Source organism: Aeromicrobium changchenzhani (genome assembly GCF_057586615.1).
In genome coordinates, this window is sequence record NZ_CM172480.1 from 3,337,747 (window position 1) to 3,359,045 (window position 21,299).

At 61.2% G+C, this 21,299-nt stretch carries 18 protein-coding genes; 12 read left to right on the forward strand and 6 right to left on the reverse strand.

The features are described from left to right. Positions 1-30 precede the first annotated feature (30 nt). The 8 genes from AC2YB9_RS16830 (at position 31) to AC2YB9_RS16865 (ending at position 9,064) form a co-directional block, all read left to right on the forward strand. Positions 31-462 carry a hypothetical protein gene (locus tag AC2YB9_RS16830; RefSeq protein WP_487266513.1) on the forward strand — a complete coding sequence of 144 codons (432 nt, stop codon included), beginning with the start codon at positions 31-33 and terminating at the stop codon, positions 460-462. A gap of 57 nt (positions 463-519) precedes the next feature. Next, positions 520-2,835, forward strand: coding sequence for a TPR repeat domain-containing protein (locus AC2YB9_RS16835; protein WP_487266514.1), 2,316 nt, complete (start codon positions 520-522; stop codon positions 2,833-2,835). Continuing rightward, positions 2,832-3,272 carry a hypothetical protein gene (locus tag AC2YB9_RS16840; RefSeq protein WP_487266515.1) on the forward strand — a complete coding sequence of 147 codons (441 nt, stop codon included), beginning with the start codon at positions 2,832-2,834 and terminating at the stop codon, positions 3,270-3,272. The genes AC2YB9_RS16835 and AC2YB9_RS16840 overlap by 4 nt, the downstream gene beginning before the upstream one ends. Before the next feature lie 167 nt (positions 3,273-3,439). Then, positions 3,440-6,670: a fused isobutyryl-CoA mutase/GTPase IcmF gene (gene icmF, locus AC2YB9_RS16845; protein ID WP_487266516.1), complete on the forward strand. Its 3,231-nt coding sequence runs from the start codon at positions 3,440-3,442 to the stop codon at positions 6,668-6,670. A gap of 119 nt (positions 6,671-6,789) precedes the next feature. Next, entirely contained in the window at positions 6,790-7,224 is a 435-nt protein-coding gene (locus tag AC2YB9_RS16850) for a hypothetical protein (RefSeq protein ID WP_487266517.1), read from the forward strand. Between the two features lie 30 nt (positions 7,225-7,254). Then, a complete protein-coding gene (locus AC2YB9_RS16855) occupies positions 7,255-7,755 on the forward strand; it encodes a thioesterase family protein (RefSeq protein ID WP_487266518.1) in 501 nt (166 codons plus the stop codon). Next, on the forward strand, positions 7,752-8,504 hold the full coding sequence (locus tag AC2YB9_RS16860; protein WP_487266519.1) for a helical backbone metal receptor: 753 nt from the start codon (positions 7,752-7,754) through the stop codon (positions 8,502-8,504). The genes AC2YB9_RS16855 and AC2YB9_RS16860 overlap by 4 nt, the downstream gene beginning before the upstream one ends. Next, the gene (locus AC2YB9_RS16865) at positions 8,501-9,064 is read left to right on the forward strand and encodes a carboxymuconolactone decarboxylase family protein (RefSeq protein WP_487266520.1); all 564 of its coding nucleotides are present in this window, start codon (positions 8,501-8,503) and stop codon (positions 9,062-9,064) included. The genes AC2YB9_RS16860 and AC2YB9_RS16865 overlap by 4 nt, the downstream gene beginning before the upstream one ends. Positions 9,065-9,069: 5 nt before the next feature. Here the strand turns inward: AC2YB9_RS16865 and AC2YB9_RS16870 are convergent, their stop codons facing one another. Genes AC2YB9_RS16870 through clpB form a run of 3 tightly spaced genes read right to left on the reverse strand, consistent with a single transcriptional unit; the run spans position 9,070 to position 14,036 of the window. Continuing rightward, positions 9,070-10,398, reverse strand: a complete 1,329-nt coding sequence (locus AC2YB9_RS16870; protein ID WP_487266521.1) for an NAD(P)/FAD-dependent oxidoreductase — start codon at positions 10,396-10,398, stop codon at positions 9,070-9,072. A gap of 47 nt (positions 10,399-10,445) precedes the next feature. Next, positions 10,446-11,435, reverse strand: coding sequence for a hypothetical protein (locus tag AC2YB9_RS16875; protein WP_487266522.1), 990 nt, complete (start codon positions 11,433-11,435; stop codon positions 10,446-10,448). A 12-nt stretch (positions 11,436-11,447) separates the two neighbouring features. Then, positions 11,448-14,036, reverse strand: coding sequence for an ATP-dependent chaperone ClpB (gene clpB / locus AC2YB9_RS16880; protein WP_487266523.1), 2,589 nt, complete (start codon positions 14,034-14,036; stop codon positions 11,448-11,450). A gap of 193 nt (positions 14,037-14,229) precedes the next feature. Here clpB and AC2YB9_RS16885 point away from each other — a divergent pair, with 193 nt between their 5' ends. Next, positions 14,230-15,588, forward strand: a complete 1,359-nt coding sequence (locus tag AC2YB9_RS16885) for an FAD-dependent oxidoreductase (protein ID WP_487266524.1) — start codon at positions 14,230-14,232, stop codon at positions 15,586-15,588. Between the two features lie 19 nt (positions 15,589-15,607). On the opposite strand, the gene AC2YB9_RS16890 is transcribed toward AC2YB9_RS16885, so the two are convergent. Beyond that, on the reverse strand, positions 15,608-16,042 hold the full coding sequence (locus AC2YB9_RS16890; RefSeq protein WP_487266525.1) for a hypothetical protein: 435 nt from the start codon (positions 16,040-16,042) through the stop codon (positions 15,608-15,610). A gap of 108 nt (positions 16,043-16,150) precedes the next feature. Between AC2YB9_RS16890 and AC2YB9_RS16895 the strand changes: the two genes are divergently transcribed. The 3 genes from AC2YB9_RS16895 (at position 16,151) to AC2YB9_RS16905 (ending at position 19,311) form a co-directional block, all read left to right on the forward strand. Continuing rightward, positions 16,151-17,014 carry a 3-hydroxybutyryl-CoA dehydrogenase gene (locus AC2YB9_RS16895; protein WP_487266526.1) on the forward strand — a complete coding sequence of 288 codons (864 nt, stop codon included), beginning with the start codon at positions 16,151-16,153 and terminating at the stop codon, positions 17,012-17,014. A 6-nt stretch (positions 17,015-17,020) separates the two neighbouring features. Beyond that, positions 17,021-17,671: a class I SAM-dependent methyltransferase gene (locus tag AC2YB9_RS16900; RefSeq protein WP_487266527.1), complete on the forward strand. Its 651-nt coding sequence runs from the start codon at positions 17,021-17,023 to the stop codon at positions 17,669-17,671. 113 nt (positions 17,672-17,784) lie between these two features. Next, on the forward strand, positions 17,785-19,311 hold the full coding sequence (locus tag AC2YB9_RS16905; protein WP_487266528.1) for an AMP-binding protein: 1,527 nt from the start codon (positions 17,785-17,787) through the stop codon (positions 19,309-19,311). 30 nt (positions 19,312-19,341) lie between these two features. Here the strand turns inward: AC2YB9_RS16905 and AC2YB9_RS16910 are convergent, their stop codons facing one another. Together AC2YB9_RS16910 and AC2YB9_RS16915 are read right to left on the reverse strand one after the other, a co-directional pair. Next, on the reverse strand, positions 19,342-20,139 hold the full coding sequence (locus tag AC2YB9_RS16910; protein WP_487266529.1) for an S-methyl-5'-thioadenosine phosphorylase: 798 nt from the start codon (positions 20,137-20,139) through the stop codon (positions 19,342-19,344). 16 nt (positions 20,140-20,155) lie between these two features. After that, positions 20,156-21,079 (reverse strand): LysR family transcriptional regulator, encoded by a 924-nt coding sequence (locus AC2YB9_RS16915; protein ID WP_487266530.1) that lies wholly within the window; start codon positions 21,077-21,079, stop codon positions 20,156-20,158. Positions 21,080-21,299 lie beyond the last annotated feature (220 nt).

A 21,299-nucleotide genomic window follows, 5' to 3' on the forward strand; every position in this document is an offset into this window, starting at 1 on the left:
AAACTTTCGAACTAGCACGGGGGAAGATCGATGGTGGCACGAGTCTACGGGCCGTTTGGGTACTATCAGGACATCTACGGGGGCGCAAACGGCGACGCGATTCGCCGTTCGTTGGATCATCCGGCCAACAATGTTAAGTCGATCTCGACTGTCGCCGGCGACTTGGCCGACGACAAACAGGCCGCGATGAATGCTACCGAGGGCAACATCGCGAAGAGCGTCGGCATCAATCCCGAATCGGCTCATGGGACGGCTCTCAAACTCGTTCAGAACGGGCAGTATGCACTCGGTTGCCTTCGACGGTTTGCCACCCATGTCGATGACTTCGACACCACAGTCAATTCGCTCAACACGAGATATAACGCCAGTGTCAACAGCGCACGGCACGACCCCGACTTCGACTCGAACGGTGGCGATCTCTCGCTCAGCGATTTTCGCAAGACCGCCGAGTCCAACCTGTAACCCGAATACAAGGATGCGCTCTTCAAGGTCGAATCAGACGCCGATGCGGTTCAAGCGATGCTCGATCAGGGCGCGACGACCAGCAACGTCAAAGAACTCGTGATGTCCGGGATGATCCCGCTCGAGGCCGCTGCCGCCTACCGCAGCCTCAGCCTGACTCCCGAGGAGCGCTACAAGGCCTATCGCGCCGGTATCAAAACCGGCGCCAACGAGGACTTCGCCAAGATGACCGAGGATGAGCGTCAACAGTTCGTCAAGGACGAGCCGGGCATGGTCCCGTTTCTGATGAATCTGCCCCATCCGAGCGAGCAGCAAATTGCCGATGTCGTGGCACTCGTTCTGCCACACGTCGACGGCGTCGACGCCAAGGCGGATGCCAGTGAGATCAAATCCGCCCTCGAGGGCGGCAAAGGCCCCGCAGTCTTCCTGCACGGTTTCGAACGGTCGCAGCAGATCTCCGCGGCAATGGCGACTCTGGCCCCGTGGCTGAAACAACACCAACTCGATGTCTCTGACGTGCCCGTGGCCAAGGACATGAATGCCTATCTCAAGGAATTCGCCAAGGAAACCTGGCCAAAACACAATGAGATCATGGACTACATCAAGGCCGACGAACACGTCTGGAATCTCGCTATCAACACCGATGGCGGAAACTTCAATATCACCGCCGACGAAGCGCCAGGGTTCACCGATGCGCAAAAGCCGGGACTCATGACGTCGTTTGCCAATGACTTCCTACATCTGTCGAATGAAGACATTGCCGGCGGCTGGGATGATCTTCCCAAATCGTTCCGTGACGATGCCGATCAGCTTCCGCCGACACAATCGTCCACCACCGCCGCTGGATCTTCTAGCATCATGCACAAAAACAAGGATTTCATGGACTTGGCCGGATTCTTGGTCAATGGCGATGCAATGGGCGGCGATGACCTGAGCAAACACGTTGCCTCGACGGCGATGACCTCGGTTGCCATGTGGGATTCCTACACCGACAGAGTCGCCGGCGGCGACAAGATGGGCGAGTGGGACGACGAACTCGCGGGCAAGGTCATGAACTTGGTGAGCCGCAATCACGAGGCGGCCGCCGACCTGCTCGAAGGTGGCGACCAGGTGCCGCCGAACTACATGGGCAATGGCAGCAGTGGCATGCTCACGATGTATGGGACGAGTTTCAACGAGACGCTGTTGGGACACCACTGGAGCAACAAGCACGCTGACTTCGATGGCAACACGCCCGAAGAGAACATCGCCTCGATGCTCAACTGGATGCATGACGCCCACAACGGTGACACCGGTCTCCCGGTCGATGCGGCCGAACGAGAGCTGGCCGACAGGGCATTCGATGGGTTCGTGAAGACCATCACGAACGCCGAACCGATCGGGTACGAGAAGGACAACAACAGTGTCTTCAAGGAGTTGATGGGTTCAGGTGGCGACGGTGGCGACGATTCGGCCGCCGCGTACAACCGCGCGATCGCCTTGGGCCTCACCGATGCGCTGGCCGATCATCTCGACGAGTTCTCACTGGAGGCCGCTGACCTGCCCGTGGATGGCTTGACCAAAACCGACCAGGTCCGACTTATGACACTTCTGATGAGCGATAACGACGACGGCGACCGGCAGAGCAATGCATTCCGTTTGTCGACCATCGTGACCGCGCACGAGCAGGATCGGATCCACGACTTCATTGCCCATGTGAGCGACAAGGATGGAATCGGGCCACGTGCGCTTGCGGGCGGGAACGCGCGCCTGTCGGCGATGCTCGACTCGGCCGCCTTCAACGAGGCGGTCGAGCGAGGCGCCAACCTGCAAGACGCGAAAGCGGAGCAGGTCCGCAATATGAAGATCGCCTCGGGCATTGTGGCCAGCCTTGCCGGAGGCCTTCCTGATCCCACCGGACTCATCGGGCCAGCCGCAGGCATCGGCAACACGCTCGTCGCAAACCTGACCGAAGCGCCAGCCATTCCCGCCCCACCGGCTGACTTGCCGGAGAACTACTCGCCGACGGGGTCGCACGTTTCGACTGCTAACACGATCGGACTCATCCAATCGATGCTCGACGCGAAGATGCTTGACAAGTCGGATCTGCCGCCGAGCCTGACCTATCCTTACGTCAACAGCGATGGATCAGTTCCCCCATCGGACCAGATTGGCGACGACGCAGCGAACATTCTCGATCCCTACTTCGAGAAGTACCCGCCGGCGGGGACTTCTCCCAAGCCGGGCCAGGCGCCGTTCTTCACGACGTTCGAGAATGACCTCACCGATCAATACAACACGCTCGGCAATTACTACACGCTCCCTGACACCGGCAATTCCTCCGATTCGGCCAACAGTTTCCTGACCAACCCCGATTGGAAGGTCCACAAATGAGACACCGACTAATCCGCTGGCTGGTCGCGGCCTTGCTCGCGGTGTCGATCACTGGTTGTGGGGAGTCGCCCAAGCCGGTGCCGAAGGAAAAGTCGGTGTGCTCCACCGCAGGCGGAACGTGTTTCGGTATCCCCGAGATCACCGTCACCTATTGCGAGATCGAAGGAATCCGCGAACTCATTCGCAAAGGCAAGCTCGATGCCAAAGATCTCCCGGCCGATTCAGACTTCACGATGCTAAACGGCGCGCCCCTGATCGTGGACTTCCGACGCGACTCGATGCGTGACATCGTCCGGTTCCTCGACCGCGAACTCGGAGCCGCAGTTTACCGGCAGGGACTTCACGTTGACCCCGACTTCAAGCATCGCTGCCTTCGAAACCCGACCCAAACACGTATGCAGCGGACCGAGGGCGGCCCCCGGATCCCTCGCTCCTGAACAATCGTCGCCCCACACCTCGTTACGTCATACGAATCGTGGCCTATAGCCCTCACCCGGTATGACGTAATGGCGGCAACGAGGCGAAATTGCCCTGACCCGTGCGATGGCTTAACATGGAAACTACTAGGACATCCTAGTAATATCTCGCGCGACCGAGGAATCCCATGAAAACCGAACTCCACAAGCCCGTCAACCCGGTCCGTTTGGTGACCGCATCGGCGTTATTCGACGGTCATGATGCCTCGATCAACATCATGCGGCGCATCTTCCAGAGCCAAGGCGCAGAGGTCGTACACCTCGGCCACAACCGCTCGGTGCAAGAAGTCGTCGATGCGGCGATCGAGGAAGACGTCCAAGGCATCGCTGTCTCCTCCTATCAGGGCGGCCACGTCGAGTACTTCGAATACCTCATGCAGTTGCTGCATCAGATGGGCGCGGACCACATCAAGGTCGTCGGCGGTGGCGGCGGCGTGATCGTCGCAGAAGAGATCGATCGGCTACGCAAGTCCGGCGTCACGATCTTCTCGCCCGAGGATGGCCAGCGAATGGGCTTGGTCGGGATGATCAACTCGGTCGTCAAGGATTGCGACGTCGATCTGACCCAAGATCCAGCTGACATCGGCGCCGTCCTAGCTGGCGAGCGAGCCGCTTTGGCCCGTGCCATCACCTGCGCCGAGGCGGGCAAACTCGCCGCCGATGACGTGCGCCAGATCACGACGGCCGCCGCCGCATCGCATGCGCCCGTGCTGGGCGTAACCGGTACCGGCGGATCGGGCAAGTCCTCACTCGACGACGAGATCATCCGTCGTTTCCGCGTCGACCAACAAGACAAACTCCGCATCGCCGTCATCGCGGTCGATCCCACTAGGCGTAAGGGCGGCGGCGCACTGCTCGGCGACCGCATCCGGATGAATTCGCTCGATGGCGACCGCATCTTCTTCCGCTCGCTCGCGACGCGCGGCAACCGCGAGGTGCCCGAATGCCTCCCGCAGGTCATCGAACTCTGCAAGGCAGCCGGCTTCGATCTGATCCTGGTGGAGACACCCGGCATCGGCCAGGGTGATGCCGCAATCGTTTCGTTGGTCGATGTGTCCATGTATGTCATGACGCCCGAATTCGGTGCGGCCTCCCAACTGGAGAAGATCGACATGCTCGACTTCGCCGATGTCGTCGCGATCAACAAATTCGAGCGGCGCGGCGCAAAAGATGCCATGCGCGATGTCGGCCGCCAACTCGTACGCAACCGTGAGGCGTTCGGCTCCGGACCCGGTGACATGCCAGTCTTCGGCACCTCCGCGGCGACCTTCAATGACGATGGCGTCACCGCGCTATACCAATTCCTCAAAGAGCTCCTCAGCGCGAAAGGTCTGGTCCTCGACGAGCCGCTGCTAGCGCAGGTCACCGTCAAGCACTCCAGCGGCCTCGCCCATGTCGTTCCGCCCGAACGCGGCCGCTATCTCGCCGAAATCACCGAGCTCATCCGGGCTTATCACGCCGAAACCGAAGCACTCGCGGCCAAGGCCGTACGCATCCAACAGCTCACGGCAGTCAACTCCGAGCTTGAGCAGGCGGGCCTCGATCACAGCGACGTCACCGGCCTCCTCACTCAGGCGACGAAGGCATTGCCGGCGACGGTTGCCGATCAGCTTGAGGGCTGGCCGGCGGTTGTTGAGTCCTATTCCGGCGATGAACAGATCTTCACGATTCGTGGCAAGCAGATCCACAATCAGTTAACCCGCGAATCATTGTCCGGTAACAAGGTTTCCCGCGTCGCGCTGCCGCGGACAACCGATCACGGCGAGCTCATCAAATTTTGGCGGCGCGAAAATCTGCCCGGCTATTTCCCGTTCACCGCAGGGGTCTTCCCGTTCAAGCGCGAGGGCGAAGATCCGGCCCGTATGTTTGCCGGCGAGGGCGACCCGTTCCGGACGAATGCCCGTTTCAAACTCTTGTCCGAGGATGCTCCGGCAACCCGCCTATCGACGGCTTTCGACTCGGTGACCCTGTATGGCCGCGATCCCGGTCTAAGCCCCGATGTCTACGGCAAAGTCGGCACCTCGGGCGTCTCAGTAGCAACGCTCGACGACATGAAGGCACTGTTCGACGGCTTCGATTTGACCGAGCCGACGACCTCGGTGTCGATGACGATCAACGGGCCAGCGCCGACCGTCCTTGCCTTTTTCCTCAACACCGTGATCGACCAACAACTCGACAAGTTCGCCGTCGACAATGATCGAGCACCCTCGGCCGAAGAAGCCGCAGATGTCCGCGCCGCCGCGCTCGAGGCCGTTCGCGGCACCGTGCAAGCCGATATCCTCAAGGAAGATCAGGGCCAGAACACCTGCCTGTTCTCCACCGAGTTCAGCCTGCGCATGATGGCCGACATCCAGGAATGGTTCATCGAGCAGCAGGTCCGTAACTTCTATTCGGTATCGATCTCCGGCTATCACATTGCCGAGGCCGGGGCCAACCCGATCAGCCAGCTCGCCTTCACCCTGTCCAACGCATTCACCTACGTCGAGGCTTATCTGGCGCGCGGTATGGCGATCGACGACTTCGCGCACAATCTCTCGTTTTTCTTTTCCAACGGGATGGACCCGGAGTACGCAGTGCTTGGCAGGGTGGCCCGGCGCATCTGGGCGGTTGCCATGCGCGACAAGTATGGCGCCAATGAACGCTCACAGAAGCTGAAGTACCACGTGCAAACATCGGGTCGATCGCTGCACGCGCAAGAAATGCAGTTCAACGACATTCGTACGACGCTGCAGGCGCTCATCGCGATCAATGACAACGCCAATAGTCTGCACACGAATGCCTTCGACGAAGCAGTGACGACGCCCAGCCCCGAATCGGTACGCCGAGCGCTGGCGATCCAGCTCATCATCAACCGCGAATGGGGCCTCTCACTCAACGAGAACCAGCTCCAAGGCTCCTACATCATCGACGAACTCACCGATCTTGTGGAGGAGCGGGTGCTCGCCGAATTCGACAGCATCAATGAGCGCGGCGGCGTACTTGGCGCGATGGAAACCGGCTATCAACGCGGCCGGATCCAGGACGAGTCAATGCTTTATGAGCATCGCAAGCACGACGGCTCGATCCCGATCGTGGGCGTCAACACCTTCCGGCACCCCGAGGGGACCGAAGAGGAGAAGCCGACGATCGAGCTGATGCGTGCGACCGACGCGGAGAAGGAATCACAACTCAATCGCGTACATGCCTTCCAATCGAGCCACAGCCAAGACGCCGAGCAGGCGATCCAGCGGCTCAAGGAAGCCGCCATCTCGCACGAGAATGTCTTCGCCGTTCTGATGGATGCGGCGCGGGTTTGCTCGCTCCAGCAGATCACCGAGACATTCTTCGAGGTCGGTGGCCAGTACCGTCGGAACGTGTGACTGACCGCTCTTCACCCGGGTGAGTGTGGAATGTGGGCAACGGGGTACCACTCCGCATGGTGCGTCAGACACGGGTCGTCCGGACACGTGCACTGGCACCGTGAGAAGGAGGGTTCAACATGGGAAACATCGACTGGTGGGTCTGGCTGATCATCGCAGTTGTTCTGGTATTGGTCGTCGCAGCGGTATTCGCTAGCGCAACATCGGGCCGACGTAAGGAGACCCGTCGTAGCAAGGCCGCAGAGATCCGTGACCACGTAAGAGGTTCGGAGATCGAGGCACGCCGCAGCGAGGCCGATGCATCGGCGGCTCGCGCCGATGCCGACGAGGCGAGAATGGCTGCCGAGCAGCTCGACCGTCAGGCTCAGGAGCACGAGCAGCGGGCGGCCTCGAACTACGACGAGGTGAACGAGCAGTTGGTCGAAGCCGACCGGATCGACCCCGATGTCAACACCCGCCACGGCAGTCGTGACGATCGAGTTGACGATCGAGTTGACGACCGAGGCGATGACCGGGGTGACCACGGCGGGGCCCATTCGACGGCCCGGGACTGAACCCAACGCGCGACTCGTAAGGTGGAGCGTATGAGCGCCTCTCCCAGTGTCGAGCAGGTTTTCGAACTTCCCGCGGTCACCGAAATGCTGGTGCCTGCGGAATTCCTCGACGAGAACACGCACATGAACATCGGTCACTACCTCACGTTGTGCGCGCGAGGCGTCGGTGCTCGCTGTGACGAGATGGGGCTCGGTCAGGACTATATCGACCACCGGCGCCTGACAATGTTCACCGCCGAGCACCATATCCGCTACTTCGCGGAGCTTCGGCTCGGCCAGGAATTGTCGGTCCACACCCGTCTGCTGGACCGCTCAGACAAGGTGCTTCACGCCATGGCTTTCCTGGTCAACCGGTCGACCAACGCGCTTGCCTGCACATTCGAAGTGACGCTCGTTCATGTCGGTATGGACACCCGCACGGCCGAACCGTTCCCCATCGATATTGCTGATCGAATCGACCTCACGCTCAAGGACGACGACTATTCCTGGTCTGCGCCGCTATGCGGTGTGATGGGCATTCGGCACAAGTGAAGGACGATCTCGGTCAGCTGATTGACCGCACCGGCCCGGCCCAGCGGATCGTCTCGTTGGTTCCGTCCCTGACCGAGGCAATCGCGGCAACCCGTCCCGATGCACTTGTCGGCGCCACCGACTGGTGCACACATCCTGCCGATCTCGACGTGACCCGGGTCCGCGGGACGAAGAATCCGAATCTCCAGACGATCCTCGAGCTGGCTCCGGATCTCGTGCTGGCCAATCGGGAGGAGAACCGTGAACTCGACGTAACCCGGCTTCGGGCGGCCGGGATCGATGTCTGGGTCACGGTCATCGAGACGGTCGAGCAGGCCTGCGCTTCGATGCGGCGGCTGTTCACCGACGGACTGCAATGGCCGGTGCCGCAATGGCTCGATGAGGTCGAGCAACTCTGGCTTGGACCGGTCCCAGCTGTCAGTGCGACCGTCGCGATCCCGATCTGGCGCGATCCGTGGATGGTGGTCGGCAGCTCAACGTTCACCGGTGATCTCGCACGTCGACTTGGCTGGGCTAATGCTTTCGATGGCTCGGCTGAACGCTATCCGCATGTTGAGTTGGCCGAGATCGACCGGCCCGACACCGATCTCGTGCTACTACCCGACGAGCCGTATGCGTTCGGCCCCGACGATGGTCCCGAGGCCTTCACCCATACGCCCACCCAACTCGTCGCGGGCCGGCTACTCACCTGGTACGGGCCGGCGATGCTTGAAGCTCACCGCGAGCTCGCAAAAATCAGGCTGCCGTGAACCACGAACGAGTCAAGCGGCTCAGCCCAAACGCACTCGATGGGCCGCAACGAGCGTTGTACGACAGCATGGTCGGCGGAAAGCGCGGACAAGGGCAGCAACACTTCCCATTAACCAAGCCTGATGGCTCTCTTAACGGGCCATTCGGGCTGATGCTGCACACCCCCGAACTCGGTGCTCCCCTCCAGCGATTGGGGTCTCAGATCCGTTATGCGACGAAGATCTCCGACCGCGTCCGCGAGATCGCAATTCTGACCGTCGCTCGTGACTGCAGCAGTTCCTTCGAGGCCTTCGCACACGAAGCGGTCGGCCGTTCAGTCGGACTCAGCGACGAGGAGATCACCGCGCTTCGGGACGGGGCATTCAGCTCAGAGCGGCCCGAAGAAAATTGCGCGGCCGCATTGTGCTCATCGCTCGCTGCGCATGCCCACACCAGCACCGACGCTTTCGACACGGCGCGGTCCGGATTGACCACCGAACAAATCCTCGAACTCGTCACGCTCGTGGGCTACTACCGATTACTCGCCCAACTGATGAATATCGCCGGCGTCGAATCCTAGCCGGGTCAGTCCTCGTTGCCGTTGTATTTGGCCTCGAGGATTGCCACCGACTCAGGGCTGCTTGCCACGACTGGCGGAGTCTCACCCACGATCGCGTTGTGACTACCCCACGCGAGGTATTTGGCCGTCAGGTTGATCATGGTGGCAAAACGATTGCGATTGCCGAGCAGCGTCGCAACGTGCAAACCGACCCAGATCGCCCAAGCCGGGAACCCTTTGAGCCGCGGCAGACCCTTGATCTGCGCGATCGCCGAGGCGCGACCAATCGTGGCCATAGTGCCTTTGTCGCCGTATTTGAACGCTTTAATCGTTTCGCCCTGAAGGCCCTTGCGGATCACTTTGGCGACGTGCTTACCACCTTGGATTGCTGGCTGCGCCAGTTGCGGCAACGCCGCCGGACCGATCGAGACGTCACCAATCGCATAGACATTGTCGAGCCCCTCAACCTTCCAGTGCTCGTCGACCATAATGCGACCGCCGCGACCTTGCGGGACGTCCCAGTCCTTGACCGTCGAGTGGACTGTGACGCCGCTGGCCCAAACCACGATGCCGGCGGGCAGAAACTCTTCGGCCGCGTCGCCGCGGGCAATCAGGACGCCATCGGCACGAACTTCCTTAACGGTCGTGCCCAGGCGCATATCGACGCCACGCTTCTCGAGCGCTTTGCGCGCATAGTCGCGGAGGTTCGGGTGGAACGGCCCAAGAACGTGCGGCGCCATTTCGATGAGCGTGATGTGGACGTGGTCGCGATCGAGTTCGGGGTAGGTCGTTGGCATGTCGTTGTTGCGCAGTTCGGCAAACGCGCCTGCAGTCTCTACACCGGTCGCACCACCGCCGACGACAACGAGGCGCAGATCATCATCAAGTCGGTTAACGGCGGCATTTTCGAGCGCGGCGAACATCCGATCACGGACCGCGAGTGCCTGCGAACGCCGATACAGCGGCATCGAGAATTCCTCGGCACCGGGAATTCCAAAGAAGTTGGCCGTGACGCCAGTCGCAATGACCACGTAGTCGTAGGAGATACGGACACCGCTGGCGAGCAGGATCTGCTTCACGGAGTGGTCCATCGACTCGACCGTTCCCTTGAGGAATCGGACGTTGTCCTGCTTGGCGCGAATTGCGCGGAGGAACCAGGTGACATCACCCGGGTTCAGGCTTGCGGTGGCCACTTGGTAGAGCAGCGGCTGGAACGTGTTGTAGGTATGACGGTCAATTAGGGTCACGTCTACATTGGCGCGCTTGAGCTTACGGACGACCGCGACGCCGCCGAATCCGCCGCCGATCACGACAACGTGCGGGCGCTTCGTCATGGTGTTTTTACTATCAGCCATAACAACAGGTTATCGGTGCATCCGATGCCGTTAAACACCGAATCACCTCATTTGTCTCGGACGAACCAGGCGTGTGATTCAGGTCTCCGCAAAAGTATGAAGGTCGCGACCGCGAGGCCGGTCATCACAAAGCCGAGCGGCGGGACAAACAGCGAGATCAGCGCGGTGACCACTGAAAGCACCAATAACCCGGTGCGACCCCAGCGTTGACGAAGCAATGTCGCTGTCGCAAAAACGATGCCAAGTAGTGCGAGCACAGCGCAAACACTGCACGCCACGAACATGAAACCCGCCAGTTGTTCGGCACTCTTGCCGCTCGACTTGACCGCATCGGCGATCAACCGGTTGTCGTTCATCAGCGTGATGTAGTCGCTCTTGGCGACCGCATAGAACAGCACATTGATCGCGCAGATGAAGCCGACAAGCGCCGAGCCGAGGCCAGCGATCAGTCCGGCGATCAGGACTGGTCGGGGCATCTTGGCCGGGATCGCGGGTTGAGTAGCCGAGTCGCCGGGTTGAGTAGCCGAGGAACGAGGCGCATCGAGACCATCACCGGCGATTGCCGCGACTGGCACCGCGACCGGCGGCACATATTTGCCGTTCTTGAACGCGAACCAACGCCGCGCTTCGGGCGTCCAGAGCAACGTCGCGCACCAGATCGAGAACGCTGCTGGGATTAACCCGAGGATGCTCAGACTCAGGAATGACACGGCGGCCAAAACACAGATGACGGTCAGGATAATCCGCGACGCCTGATGTCCAAGGGCGGTGTAGATCGCGAAGATGACACCGACCGCGGCGATAACCGCCAGCGCCATGAGCCCCCAGCGCAGCCAGCCGATGACATCGTCAAATTGGAGGCCGGCGCGCTTGAGGGCATCACCATCGAGGGCCTTACGGATCTCCTTTTGGACTGCAATCGAGCCCCAATTGCTGAGCGCCCAACCGACCTGGAAGAACAACATCAGGCACAGCGCGCCAGCAAAAAGACAGGCGGTGAGTATGCGCGGCGGTCGTTCCAGGGCGGGGACGGTCATACGCCTATCCCATCACGCGGAGGTGACAGTGAGCGCGTCGGCTTCACCTTCGCGATCGACAACAACCGTGTCGCCATCGCGAATCTCGCCAGCCAGCAATGCGCGAGCCAACCGATCACCGATCGACTGTTGCACGAGTCGGCGCAGCGGCCGGGCACCATAGGCCGGGTCCCATCCGGTGACCGCCAACCACTCACGCGCGGCGGCAGTGACATCGAGCGTGATGCGCCGCGATGCGAGTCGAGCGGCAAGCGCCAGGACCTGGAGATCGACGATGTGCGCAAGCTCCTCAGTGCCGAGCGCATCGAAGATCACGACCTCATCGAGTCGGTTGAGGAACTCAGGCTTGAACGAAGCCCGTACGACCGTCATGACTGCCTCTCGTTTAGCCGCATCGTCCAATGCCGGATCGACCAGGAAGGTGCTACCAAGGTTCGACGTCAGGATCAAGATGACATTGCGGAAGTCGACCGTACGTCCCTGTCCATCGGTCAGTCGCCCGTCATCGAGCACCTGCAGCAGAATGTCGAAGACTTCCGGATGTGCCTTTTCGACCTCGTCGAGCAGGACCACTGAATAGGGCCTACGGCGCACGGCCTCGGTGAGCTGCCCGCCCTCTTCGTAGCCGACATAACCCGGAGGTGCACCGACAAGCCGGCTGACCGAGTGCTTCTCGGAGTATTCGCTCATGTCGATTCGAATGATCGCGCGCTCGTCGTCGAACAGGAATTCTGCCAACGTTTTGGCCAGCTCGGTCTTGCCGACACCGGTCGGGCCAAGGAACAGGAATGATCCCGTCGGACGGTCCGGGTCGGAGATTCCAGCGCGCGACCGGCGCACGGCATCGGAGACGGCCGTGACTGCGGTCTTCTGACCAATCAATCGCTTGCCGAGTTCGTCCTCCATCCGGAGCAACTTGCCGGTTTCACCCTCGAGCAGCCGGCCGGTCGGTATGCCGGTCCAGGCCGCCACCACTTCGGCGATGTCGTCGGCGCCGACCTCCTCATGCACCATGAGATCAGCTTTGTCGACCGGCTCGGCCGCCTGAGCCGCTATCAGAGCGGCCTCCATCTGCGGTAATTCGCTGTAGAGCAACCGGCTAGCAGTTTCCATGTCGCCATCGCGCTGTGCGCGCTCAGCCGCGGAGCGAACCTCATCGATACGCTCCTTGATCTCACCAACCGCGTTGAGGCTCTGCTTCTCGGTCGCCCAACGCGCTTCAAGGCCACGGAGCTGCTCCTGCTTATCGGCCAGTTCGACCCGCAGCTTGGAGAGCCGCTCCTTGGAAGCTTCATCGTCTTCCTTGGCAAGATGCATCTCTTCCATCATGAGCCGGTCGGCGGCGCGGCGCAGCTCGTCGATCTCGATCGGACTCGAGTCGATCTCCATACGCAGCCGGCTGCTCGACTCATCGATCAAGTCGATGGCTTTATCCGGTAGTTGGCGACCGGGAATGTAACGGTCGGACAGCGTTGCGGCAGCCACCAGAGCGGCATCGGCGATTGCGACCTTGTGATGGCTCTCGTACTTCTCTTTGATGCCGCGCAGGATCGCGATCGTGTCCTCGACGGTGGGCTCGCCAACGAAGACCTGTTGGAAGCGTCGCTCGAGCGCCGGGTCCTTCTCGATGCGCTCGCGATATTCATCAAGCGTCGTCGCACCGATCATCCGCAACTCGCCGCGGGCCAACATCGGCTTGAGCATGTTGCCAGCGTCCATCGCGCTGTCGCCCCCGGCGCCCGCACCGACGACGGTATGCAGTTCGTCGATGAAGGTGATGACCTGCCCGTCGGACGCCTTGATCTCGGCGAGCACGGCCTTGAGCCGCTCCTCGAATTCGCCGCGATATTTGGCGCCTGCGATCATGGCGCTCAGGTCAAGGGAAATAAGTCGACGACCTTTGAGCGATTCGGGCACGTCGCCAGCCACGATGCGTTGCGCGAGGCCCTCGACGACCGCGGTCTTGCCGACGCCGGGTTCACCAATCAGCACGGGGTTGTTTTTCGTACGACGGCTCAGTACCTGGATCACGCGGCGGATCTCACTGTCACGGCCGATCACCGGATCGAGTTTGCCCTCACGTGCGATGGCGGTCAGGTCGACGCCGTACTTCTCCAAGGACTGATAACTGTCCTCGGCGTCCTGGCTGGTCACGCGCGCCGCACCACGCACAGAGGAAAACGCCGCCTGCAGCGCTTCGGCCGAGGCACCCGCATTCTCAAGAACCGTTCGTGCGCCGGAGTCGACCGTCGCGATCCCGACGACAAAATGCTCGGTCGAGATGAACTCATCGCCGAGTTGGCCGGCCAGATCTTGCGCCCGTTGCAACACCTCGTGGCTGGCGCGCGACAGACCTGGATTTTTCACACTGGCGCCGCTGGCCGCGGGCAGTGACTCCAACTCAGCTTTGAGTCCGGCGGCAACCGCATTCGGGTCTGCGCCGACCGCCTGCAGCAAGGGCGCGGCGGGGCCACCTTCCTGCGTTAAGAGGGCGGCCAGCAAATGCGCCGGCTCGACGGCGGGATTGCCAGCAGCGGCGGCGGTCGAAATTGCCGAGGCCAAGGCCTGCTGACTGCGCGTCGTGAACTTCGAAAGATCCATAGAAATACTCCTAGCACCTGAGGGGATCGTTATCTACCACAACAACAATTAAGTTGAGTCCATTCCACTCAACTCTACAACTTTGCGCGGAAGAGTCCAGACCGGCGTGATATATCGCATACTCGCCCTTGATTAATTCCGGCGCTCTGCCTATTAGGCTTACCTAAGGGTGGGATGTAGGTGAGGAGAGCGAATGGATAGGCAACTGAGGGTCGCAGTCATTGGCGCCGGACCTGCGGGGATTTATGCAGCGGACATCCTCTCGAAGGAACATCCGAATGCGATGATCGACATCATCGAGCGCGATCCGACTCCATTCGGCCTCATCCGATATGGCGTCGCGCCCGATCATCCGCGCATCAAGGAGATCGTCAAGGCGCTCAAACGCGTCTTCACCCACGACAACATCCGCTTCCTCGGCAACGTCAACTACGGCACGGATCTGAAGCTCGACGACATCCGCTACTTCTATGACGCAGTGATTTTCGCAACCGGCGCCAACAAGGACCGGGATCTGCAGATCCCCGGCATCGATCTCAACGGCTCCTTCGGCGCGGCCGATTTCGTCTACTGGTACGACGGCCACCCCGAAGCGCCTCGCGACTGGGACTTCCAGCCGCATGCCGAGCAGATCGCTGTGCTGGGTGTCGGCAATGTCGGTCTCGACGTTGCCCGCATCCTCGCCAAAACCGCCGACGAACTCCTTGTGACCGAGATTGCTGACAATGTGCACGCCGGCCTGCTCAAGAATGTCGCAAAGGACGTCCACCTCTTCGCGCGTCGTGGCCCCGCCCAGGTGAAATTCACGCCGATGGAACTCCGCGAGCTCGCCAAATCGCCCAACATCGATGTCGTGATCCATCCCGAGGGCTTCGAGTTCGACGAAGGTTCACTCGAGGCACTGCGCACCAACAAAAGTCAGAAACTCGTCGTCGACGTACTCCAAAACTATTTGGCAAAGGAAGAGTCAGGCGCATCACATCGCATCCACATCCACTTCTGCCAGAACCCAGTCGAGATCCTCGGCGCGGACGGCAAGGTCACCGCGCTGCGTACCGAAGTCACCGAACTCGATGGCAATGGCGGCGCTCGGGGCACCGGGGAGTTCATCGACTGGCCAGTTCAGGCGGTCTACCGTGCGATCGGCTACTACTCCGATGAGCTTGCCGGTATGCCGTTCGACCTCAAATCGGGTGTCGTTCCCAATGACGGTGGCCGAGTCATCGACATCAACGGCGAGCCAGTCCCCGGCGCCTATGTAACTGGCTGGATCAAACGTGGCCCGGTGGGCCTAATCGGGCAAACCAAGTCCGATGCCACCAAGACCATCCGGCTGCTGCTGGAGGACATCGATCAATTGCCGACGCCTGAGCAGCCTGAGCCCGGCGCCTTGGATGCCTACCTTGAAGGCCGCGGCATCCAGTTCACAACGTGGGAAGGTTGGGAGAAGCTCGACGCGCACGAGATCGCGCTCGGCGAGCAACACACCCACCGCCGCGAACGCGTCAAGGTTGTCCCGCGCGAAGACATGGTGCACGTCTCCCGTTCCTGAAATCGGGTGCGACCGGCAGTTATTTTGCGAGCACCTGTACGTAGCATCGAGCGGCGTCCTTCGGGGCCGGCAACTTGGTCAAACCGATTCTCGCCGAGCCCTCAGGTGCGACCACATACTGCTTGGTCTTCGCTTTCGACCGTTCACCATTTGCCTCACCGACGAACACCGTGACCTGATAGGCCACTGTCTTCTTCGAGGTATTTTGCAGAATTCCCGTTGAATTCCAGACCCCGTCCTTGTCAGCAGCGCACTGAAAGTCGTTCAAATCTTGCAGCCTGCTGGTGCCGGTCGGTGCAGCCACGGTAGGGGTACTTGATGGCGTCGGCGTGGCGGCTTTCGTGGTCGCTGTTGTCGGTGCGGCCTTCGGCGTCGCCTTTGTGGTCGGCTCACTGCCGGCCCCACAACCGGAGAGCAATAGGCATACGGCCACGGCGATACCGACAAAGCGCATACCTCATCACATCACGAGGTAACGTCACGATTAGGGAGCAACACCGTATTTCGATAAAGTCTACGACAGAACATGAGGAAAGCCTCATGCCTTCAAAGGAGTAAGTGTATGAGTGTGATCGAATCGGTCGGCGTCGTCGGTGGCGGCCTGATGGGCTCAGGTATTGCTGAAGTGTCAAGCCGTTCCGGGATACCGGTAACGCTTATCGAGATCAGCGCTGCGGCCGCTACGGCAGCACAGGAGCGCATCGAGGGGTCGCTACGACGGGCTGAGAAGCGCGGCAAGATCGACGCGGCCGAAGTCGAGGCCATCATGGGCCGGATCACGTTTACGACCGACCTCAAACAGCTCGCGCAATGCGATCTCGTGATCGAGGCAGCCTCGGAGAACGAGCAGGTCAAACTCGACTTGTTCCGCACGATCGGTGGCATCCTCGAGAAGGACGATGCGATCCTCGCGTCGAACACGTCGTCCATCCCGATCGTCAAGCTCGGCGCGGTGTCGGGACGCGCCAGTCGCGTCATGGGCGTGCACTTCTTCAACCCGGCTCCCGTTATGAAGCTGGTCGAGCTCATCCCTTCGTTGACGACCGCTCCAGAGACGAAGGGACGGATGGCGACATTCGTCACCGAACAGCTTGGCAAAGATCCGATCGCAGCCACGGACCGCGCCGGCTTCGTCGTCAACTCCCTCCTCGTCCCTTACCTGTTGTCAGCAATCCGCATGTACGAGGCTGGCTATGCATCGGCGGCCGATATCGATCGCGGCATGGTGCTCGGCTGCGGCCACCCGATGGGGCCACTCGCGCTGTCCGACCTGATCGGGCTCGACACAATCCGCGCAATCGGCGAGTCCATGTATGACGAGTTCAAAGAACCGCTCTACAGCCCGCCGCCACTGCTCGAGCGTATGGTCGAGGCCGGCCTGCTGGGCAAGAAGTCCGGCCAGGGCTTCTACGGCTACGCGGAATAGCGACCAATGGCTCACGACCACGCGCAGGACGCCACCGAGTTCTTCAGCAAGGAATATTGGAACGAACGCTATGGCTCGTCCGACCGGGTATGGAGTGGCGAGCCCAATCCGCATCTCGTGACCGTAGCCGGCGACCTGCGTGTCGGTCGTGCGCTGGATATCGGTAGCGGCGAGGGTGCCGATGTGATCTGGCTCGCCAGTCAGGGCTGGACGGTCAAGGCCCTTGATCTGTCCCAGGTTGCACTCGACAAGGCGGCGGCTCTGGCGCGCAGCCTCGGCGACGACGTCGCCGATCGCATCACGTGGCAACAGGCTGACCTGTTCGAGTGGCAGGCCGAGCCGCGGGCATACGACCTCGTCAGCGCGCAGTTCATGCACTTACCGAAACCGGCAATCTTTGAGTTACAGCGACGCCTCGCCGCATCCGTCGCGCCGGGCGGCACGCTGTTGATCGTGGGCCATCACCCCAACGACGAGCGACATTCGGCCGAGGGCACCAGCTTTCCTGACATTCGCTATACCGCCGAGGAAGTCGCGGCACTGCTCGACCCCGAGGACTGGACGATCGATGCGACCACGTTTTCGCGCAACTGGGTCAACCCGGACGGCGAGCCGGCGGTGGCGTTGGATGCGATCCTCCAAGCCGTTCGGCGCTGATTCGAAGCCATTCAGCGAATATTCCACCGTTGCACCCGCAACCCGGGTGCAGCCGTGACCGGAGTATGAATAAAGTGGAGTAAGCCACATTTGAGTTCTGCCCGGGAGGCACCGTGTTTTGCCCACTCACCGTCAATGACTTTCTCGACCGTGCCGTCACGGTTTATCCCGACCGTGTTGCCGTCGTGGATGAGTCTGACCAACCTGCTCCGTCGTGGGGTGAGATGACCTATGCGGAGATGGGGCGGCGCGCTGCCGCGCAGGCCGCTAATCTCGATGCGCTCGGCGTACCGGTCGGCGGTCGTGTCGCGATTATTTCGCACAACTCCGCGCGGCTCTTGACGTCATACTTCGGCGTCTCGGGTTGGGGTCGGATCCTCGTACCGGTCAATTTTCGTCTTGCACCTGCCGAGGTCAAGTACATCGTTGAACACTCCGGCGCTGAAGTTCTGATCGTTGATCCATCATTGCGGTCGTTATTGGACACGGTGACCGCCAAACATGTCTTCGTAATCGGCGAGGACGATGACAAGATCTGGGGCGGCACCGGCACGCCAGAGCCTTGGGCGGGCGATGAAGGTGCGACCGCAACGATCAACTACACCTCGGGTACGACGGCACGGCCCAAGGGCGTCCAACTGACCCACCGCACGCTGTGGCTCAATGCGACGGTGTTCGGCTGGCAGTCCTCGGTCGACGACCGCGACGTCTACCTGCACACGCTTCCGATGTTTCATGCCAATGGCTGGGGGATGCCCTATGCCATGACCGGCATGGGCGCCAAACACATCGTCATACGACAAATCGACGGCACCGAGATACTCAAACGCATCGAGAAATACGGTGTCACGATCATGTGCGCCGCCCCGGCGGTCGTCACGATGGCACTGGATGCGGCAAAGGCGTGGGACGGTGAGATCCCCGGCCGCGATCGGGTCCGCATCATCGTCGCCGGCGCCCCGCCGCCGACCAGCACGATCCAGCGCGTACGTGAGGAACTTGGCTGGGAATTCATTCAGATCTACGGGCTCACCGAGACCGCGCCGTTGCTGACGATGAGTCGCATGCGCGCTGAGTGGGAAGAGCTAGATCCCACTCAGCAGGCCCGAAATCTCGGGCACGCAGGAGCGCCGGCGGTTGGCGTGCGCATGATGGTCGACGATCTGGGCGAGGTCCTCTCGCAGACCAACCACAACCTTGAGTCCTACTGGGACAACCCGGACGAAACCGCGCGAGTCCTCAAAGATGGCTGGTTCCACACCGGCGACGGTGGAACATTCGAGGATGGCTGCATCATCATCGCCGACCGCAAGAAGGACGTCATTATCACCGGTGGCGAGAATGTCTCTTCGATTGAGGTCGAAGATGCGATCATGTCGCACCCCAATGTCACCGAGGTCGCCGTGATCGGCATCCCCGACGAGAAGTGGGGCGAGCTGATCATGGCGCTGGTAGTCTCCGATGATCCGGCGGTGACGCAGGAGGATGTCATCAACCATTGCCGCCAGTATCTCGCCGGCTACAAGTGCCCCAAGAAGGTTGAGTTCCGCGAGTCGCTCGAACGTACGGCGACCGGCAAATTGCAGAAATTCAAGTTACGCAAGCCGTACTGGGGGGGCATCGAGCGACAGGTCAACTGACCGCTCGTTCGGCTCCCCAACTCAGGCACGCTAAGGAAGTTCGATCGGCAGGTCGAGCCCGTCGAGTGAGTGCGCGCATGAACAGCTCGGATCGGGATCGACCGTTGCGGCAATCGTGCGAAGGAGGTCACGCAGGGTGTCGGTGTAGCGGGCGAACACCTCAACCACCTCCGCATGGCTGACCGCGGATACCTCGTCGACCCCGGCGTCCAGATCAGTGACGAGCGCGACGGTGGCGTAGCAAAGCCCCAACTCGCGCGCCAGCACTGCTTCGGGATGACCAGTCATACCGATAATTGACCAGCCTTGGTCGCCATACCAACGCGATTCGGCACGGGTCGAGAACCGCGGACCGTCGATCACAACGAGAGTGCCGCCGTCGGTTGGCTCCTCCGCGGCGAGTCCGGCGAGCAATGCACCGCGCAGTCGCGGGCAGTATGGATCGGCGAACGACACGTGCACCGCGCCGTCGTCGTAGAACGTCTGGATCCGGTCGGTGGTGCGATCGAAGATCTGATCGGGTACGACGAACGATCCGGGGCCACGCTCGGGTTGGAGACCGCCGACCGCGCACGGTGCCAGGATCTGGCGCACACCCAGGCTACGCAGAGCCCAGAGGTTGGCCCGATAGTTGACCCGGTGTGCGGGGAACTCATGATGTCGGCCGTGCCGCGGCAGGAACGCCACCGTTTTGCCGCCCTCAACAGTGCCAATTGCGATCGGTGCCGCTGGTTTGCCGTAGGGCGTATCGACCTCAACGGTCTCGGGATCGTCAATGAATGTGTAGAAGCCGGTGCCGCCGATCACGGCGAGTTCGGGTGTATTCATGTCCTGAGTGTTTCACTCAACCGGTAGGGGCGGCGTGTGACGCCGCTAGCGCCGCAGCTTCATCCTTCAGAACTTCGATGATCAGCCGGATGGATGGCCGCTCAAAGCGGTCGGGACGCAGGAGTGCGGAGATCTCGCGCCGGCTTCGTACGCCCGCGAGTGGGCGCGTAACTAGACCGTTCTCCCGCTCACGAGTCGTGTAGCGGGGCAGGATCGCAATGCCGTGGCCAGCCGCGACCAAGGCCTCCACAATCCCGTTGTCCATGAAGCGTTGGGCGACCTTCGCCGGAGTGCCATTGACCGCATCGATCTCTTTCAAGATCCGGTCGAATGGGAAGTCCAGCGGTGAGGCAATCCAGGTTTCGTCAGCGACGTCGGCCGGTGTTACCTTGCTCATTCCTGCCAGCCGATGTCCCTCCGCCATCGCGATGTCGAGCGGCTCGCTCAGGAGTGGGACGACCGCGAGTCCGCGTTCACGCCACGACGGGGCATTCGTCGGCGAATCGGCAAGTACGATGTCGAAATCCGGGGTCAAGTCGGCGAAGTCCGGGAGCAACGGATCCTGGTCGGTGCAGACGAGTTGCAGCCCCTCGACCGACTCAAGCCGGGACAACACCTGGGGCAACAGCATCCGGCCGCCGGTGGGAAAAGTCGTCAGCGTCACACGACCAGCTGGCTGCTTGATGAACTCATGGAATCGGCCTTCGGCGCGCTCCACCGCGACCGCTATCTCGGTCGCTGTTTCGACCAACGCTTGGCCCGCGATCGTCAACGCGATTCCGCGACCAAATGGTTCGGTAAGCGGCACGCCGGCCTCATGACTGAGCACCTTGAGCTGTTGCGAAACGGCCGACGGTGTGATTCCCGTCGCATCGGCAACCGCCCCGATGGTGCCCCGCTGGGCCAATTCCCGCAGCAATTCAAGCCTTCTGAGGTCCATGAAGTAATACTACATGAAGCGTGCAGTTAACATCGCTTGTGCTTGATGGTCAAAGGGGTGAAAATTGACTCAGTCGAGCACGAACAAAGGAGAGTCACATGATCGTTACCATCACCGCAATTATTGCCATCGCGGCTGGCGCCGCTGGTTCGGTCGCAGTAGTGACGAGGGACGGCTTGAGCCGTATCCCCACCCGCCACATCTGAACCGAATAGACCAC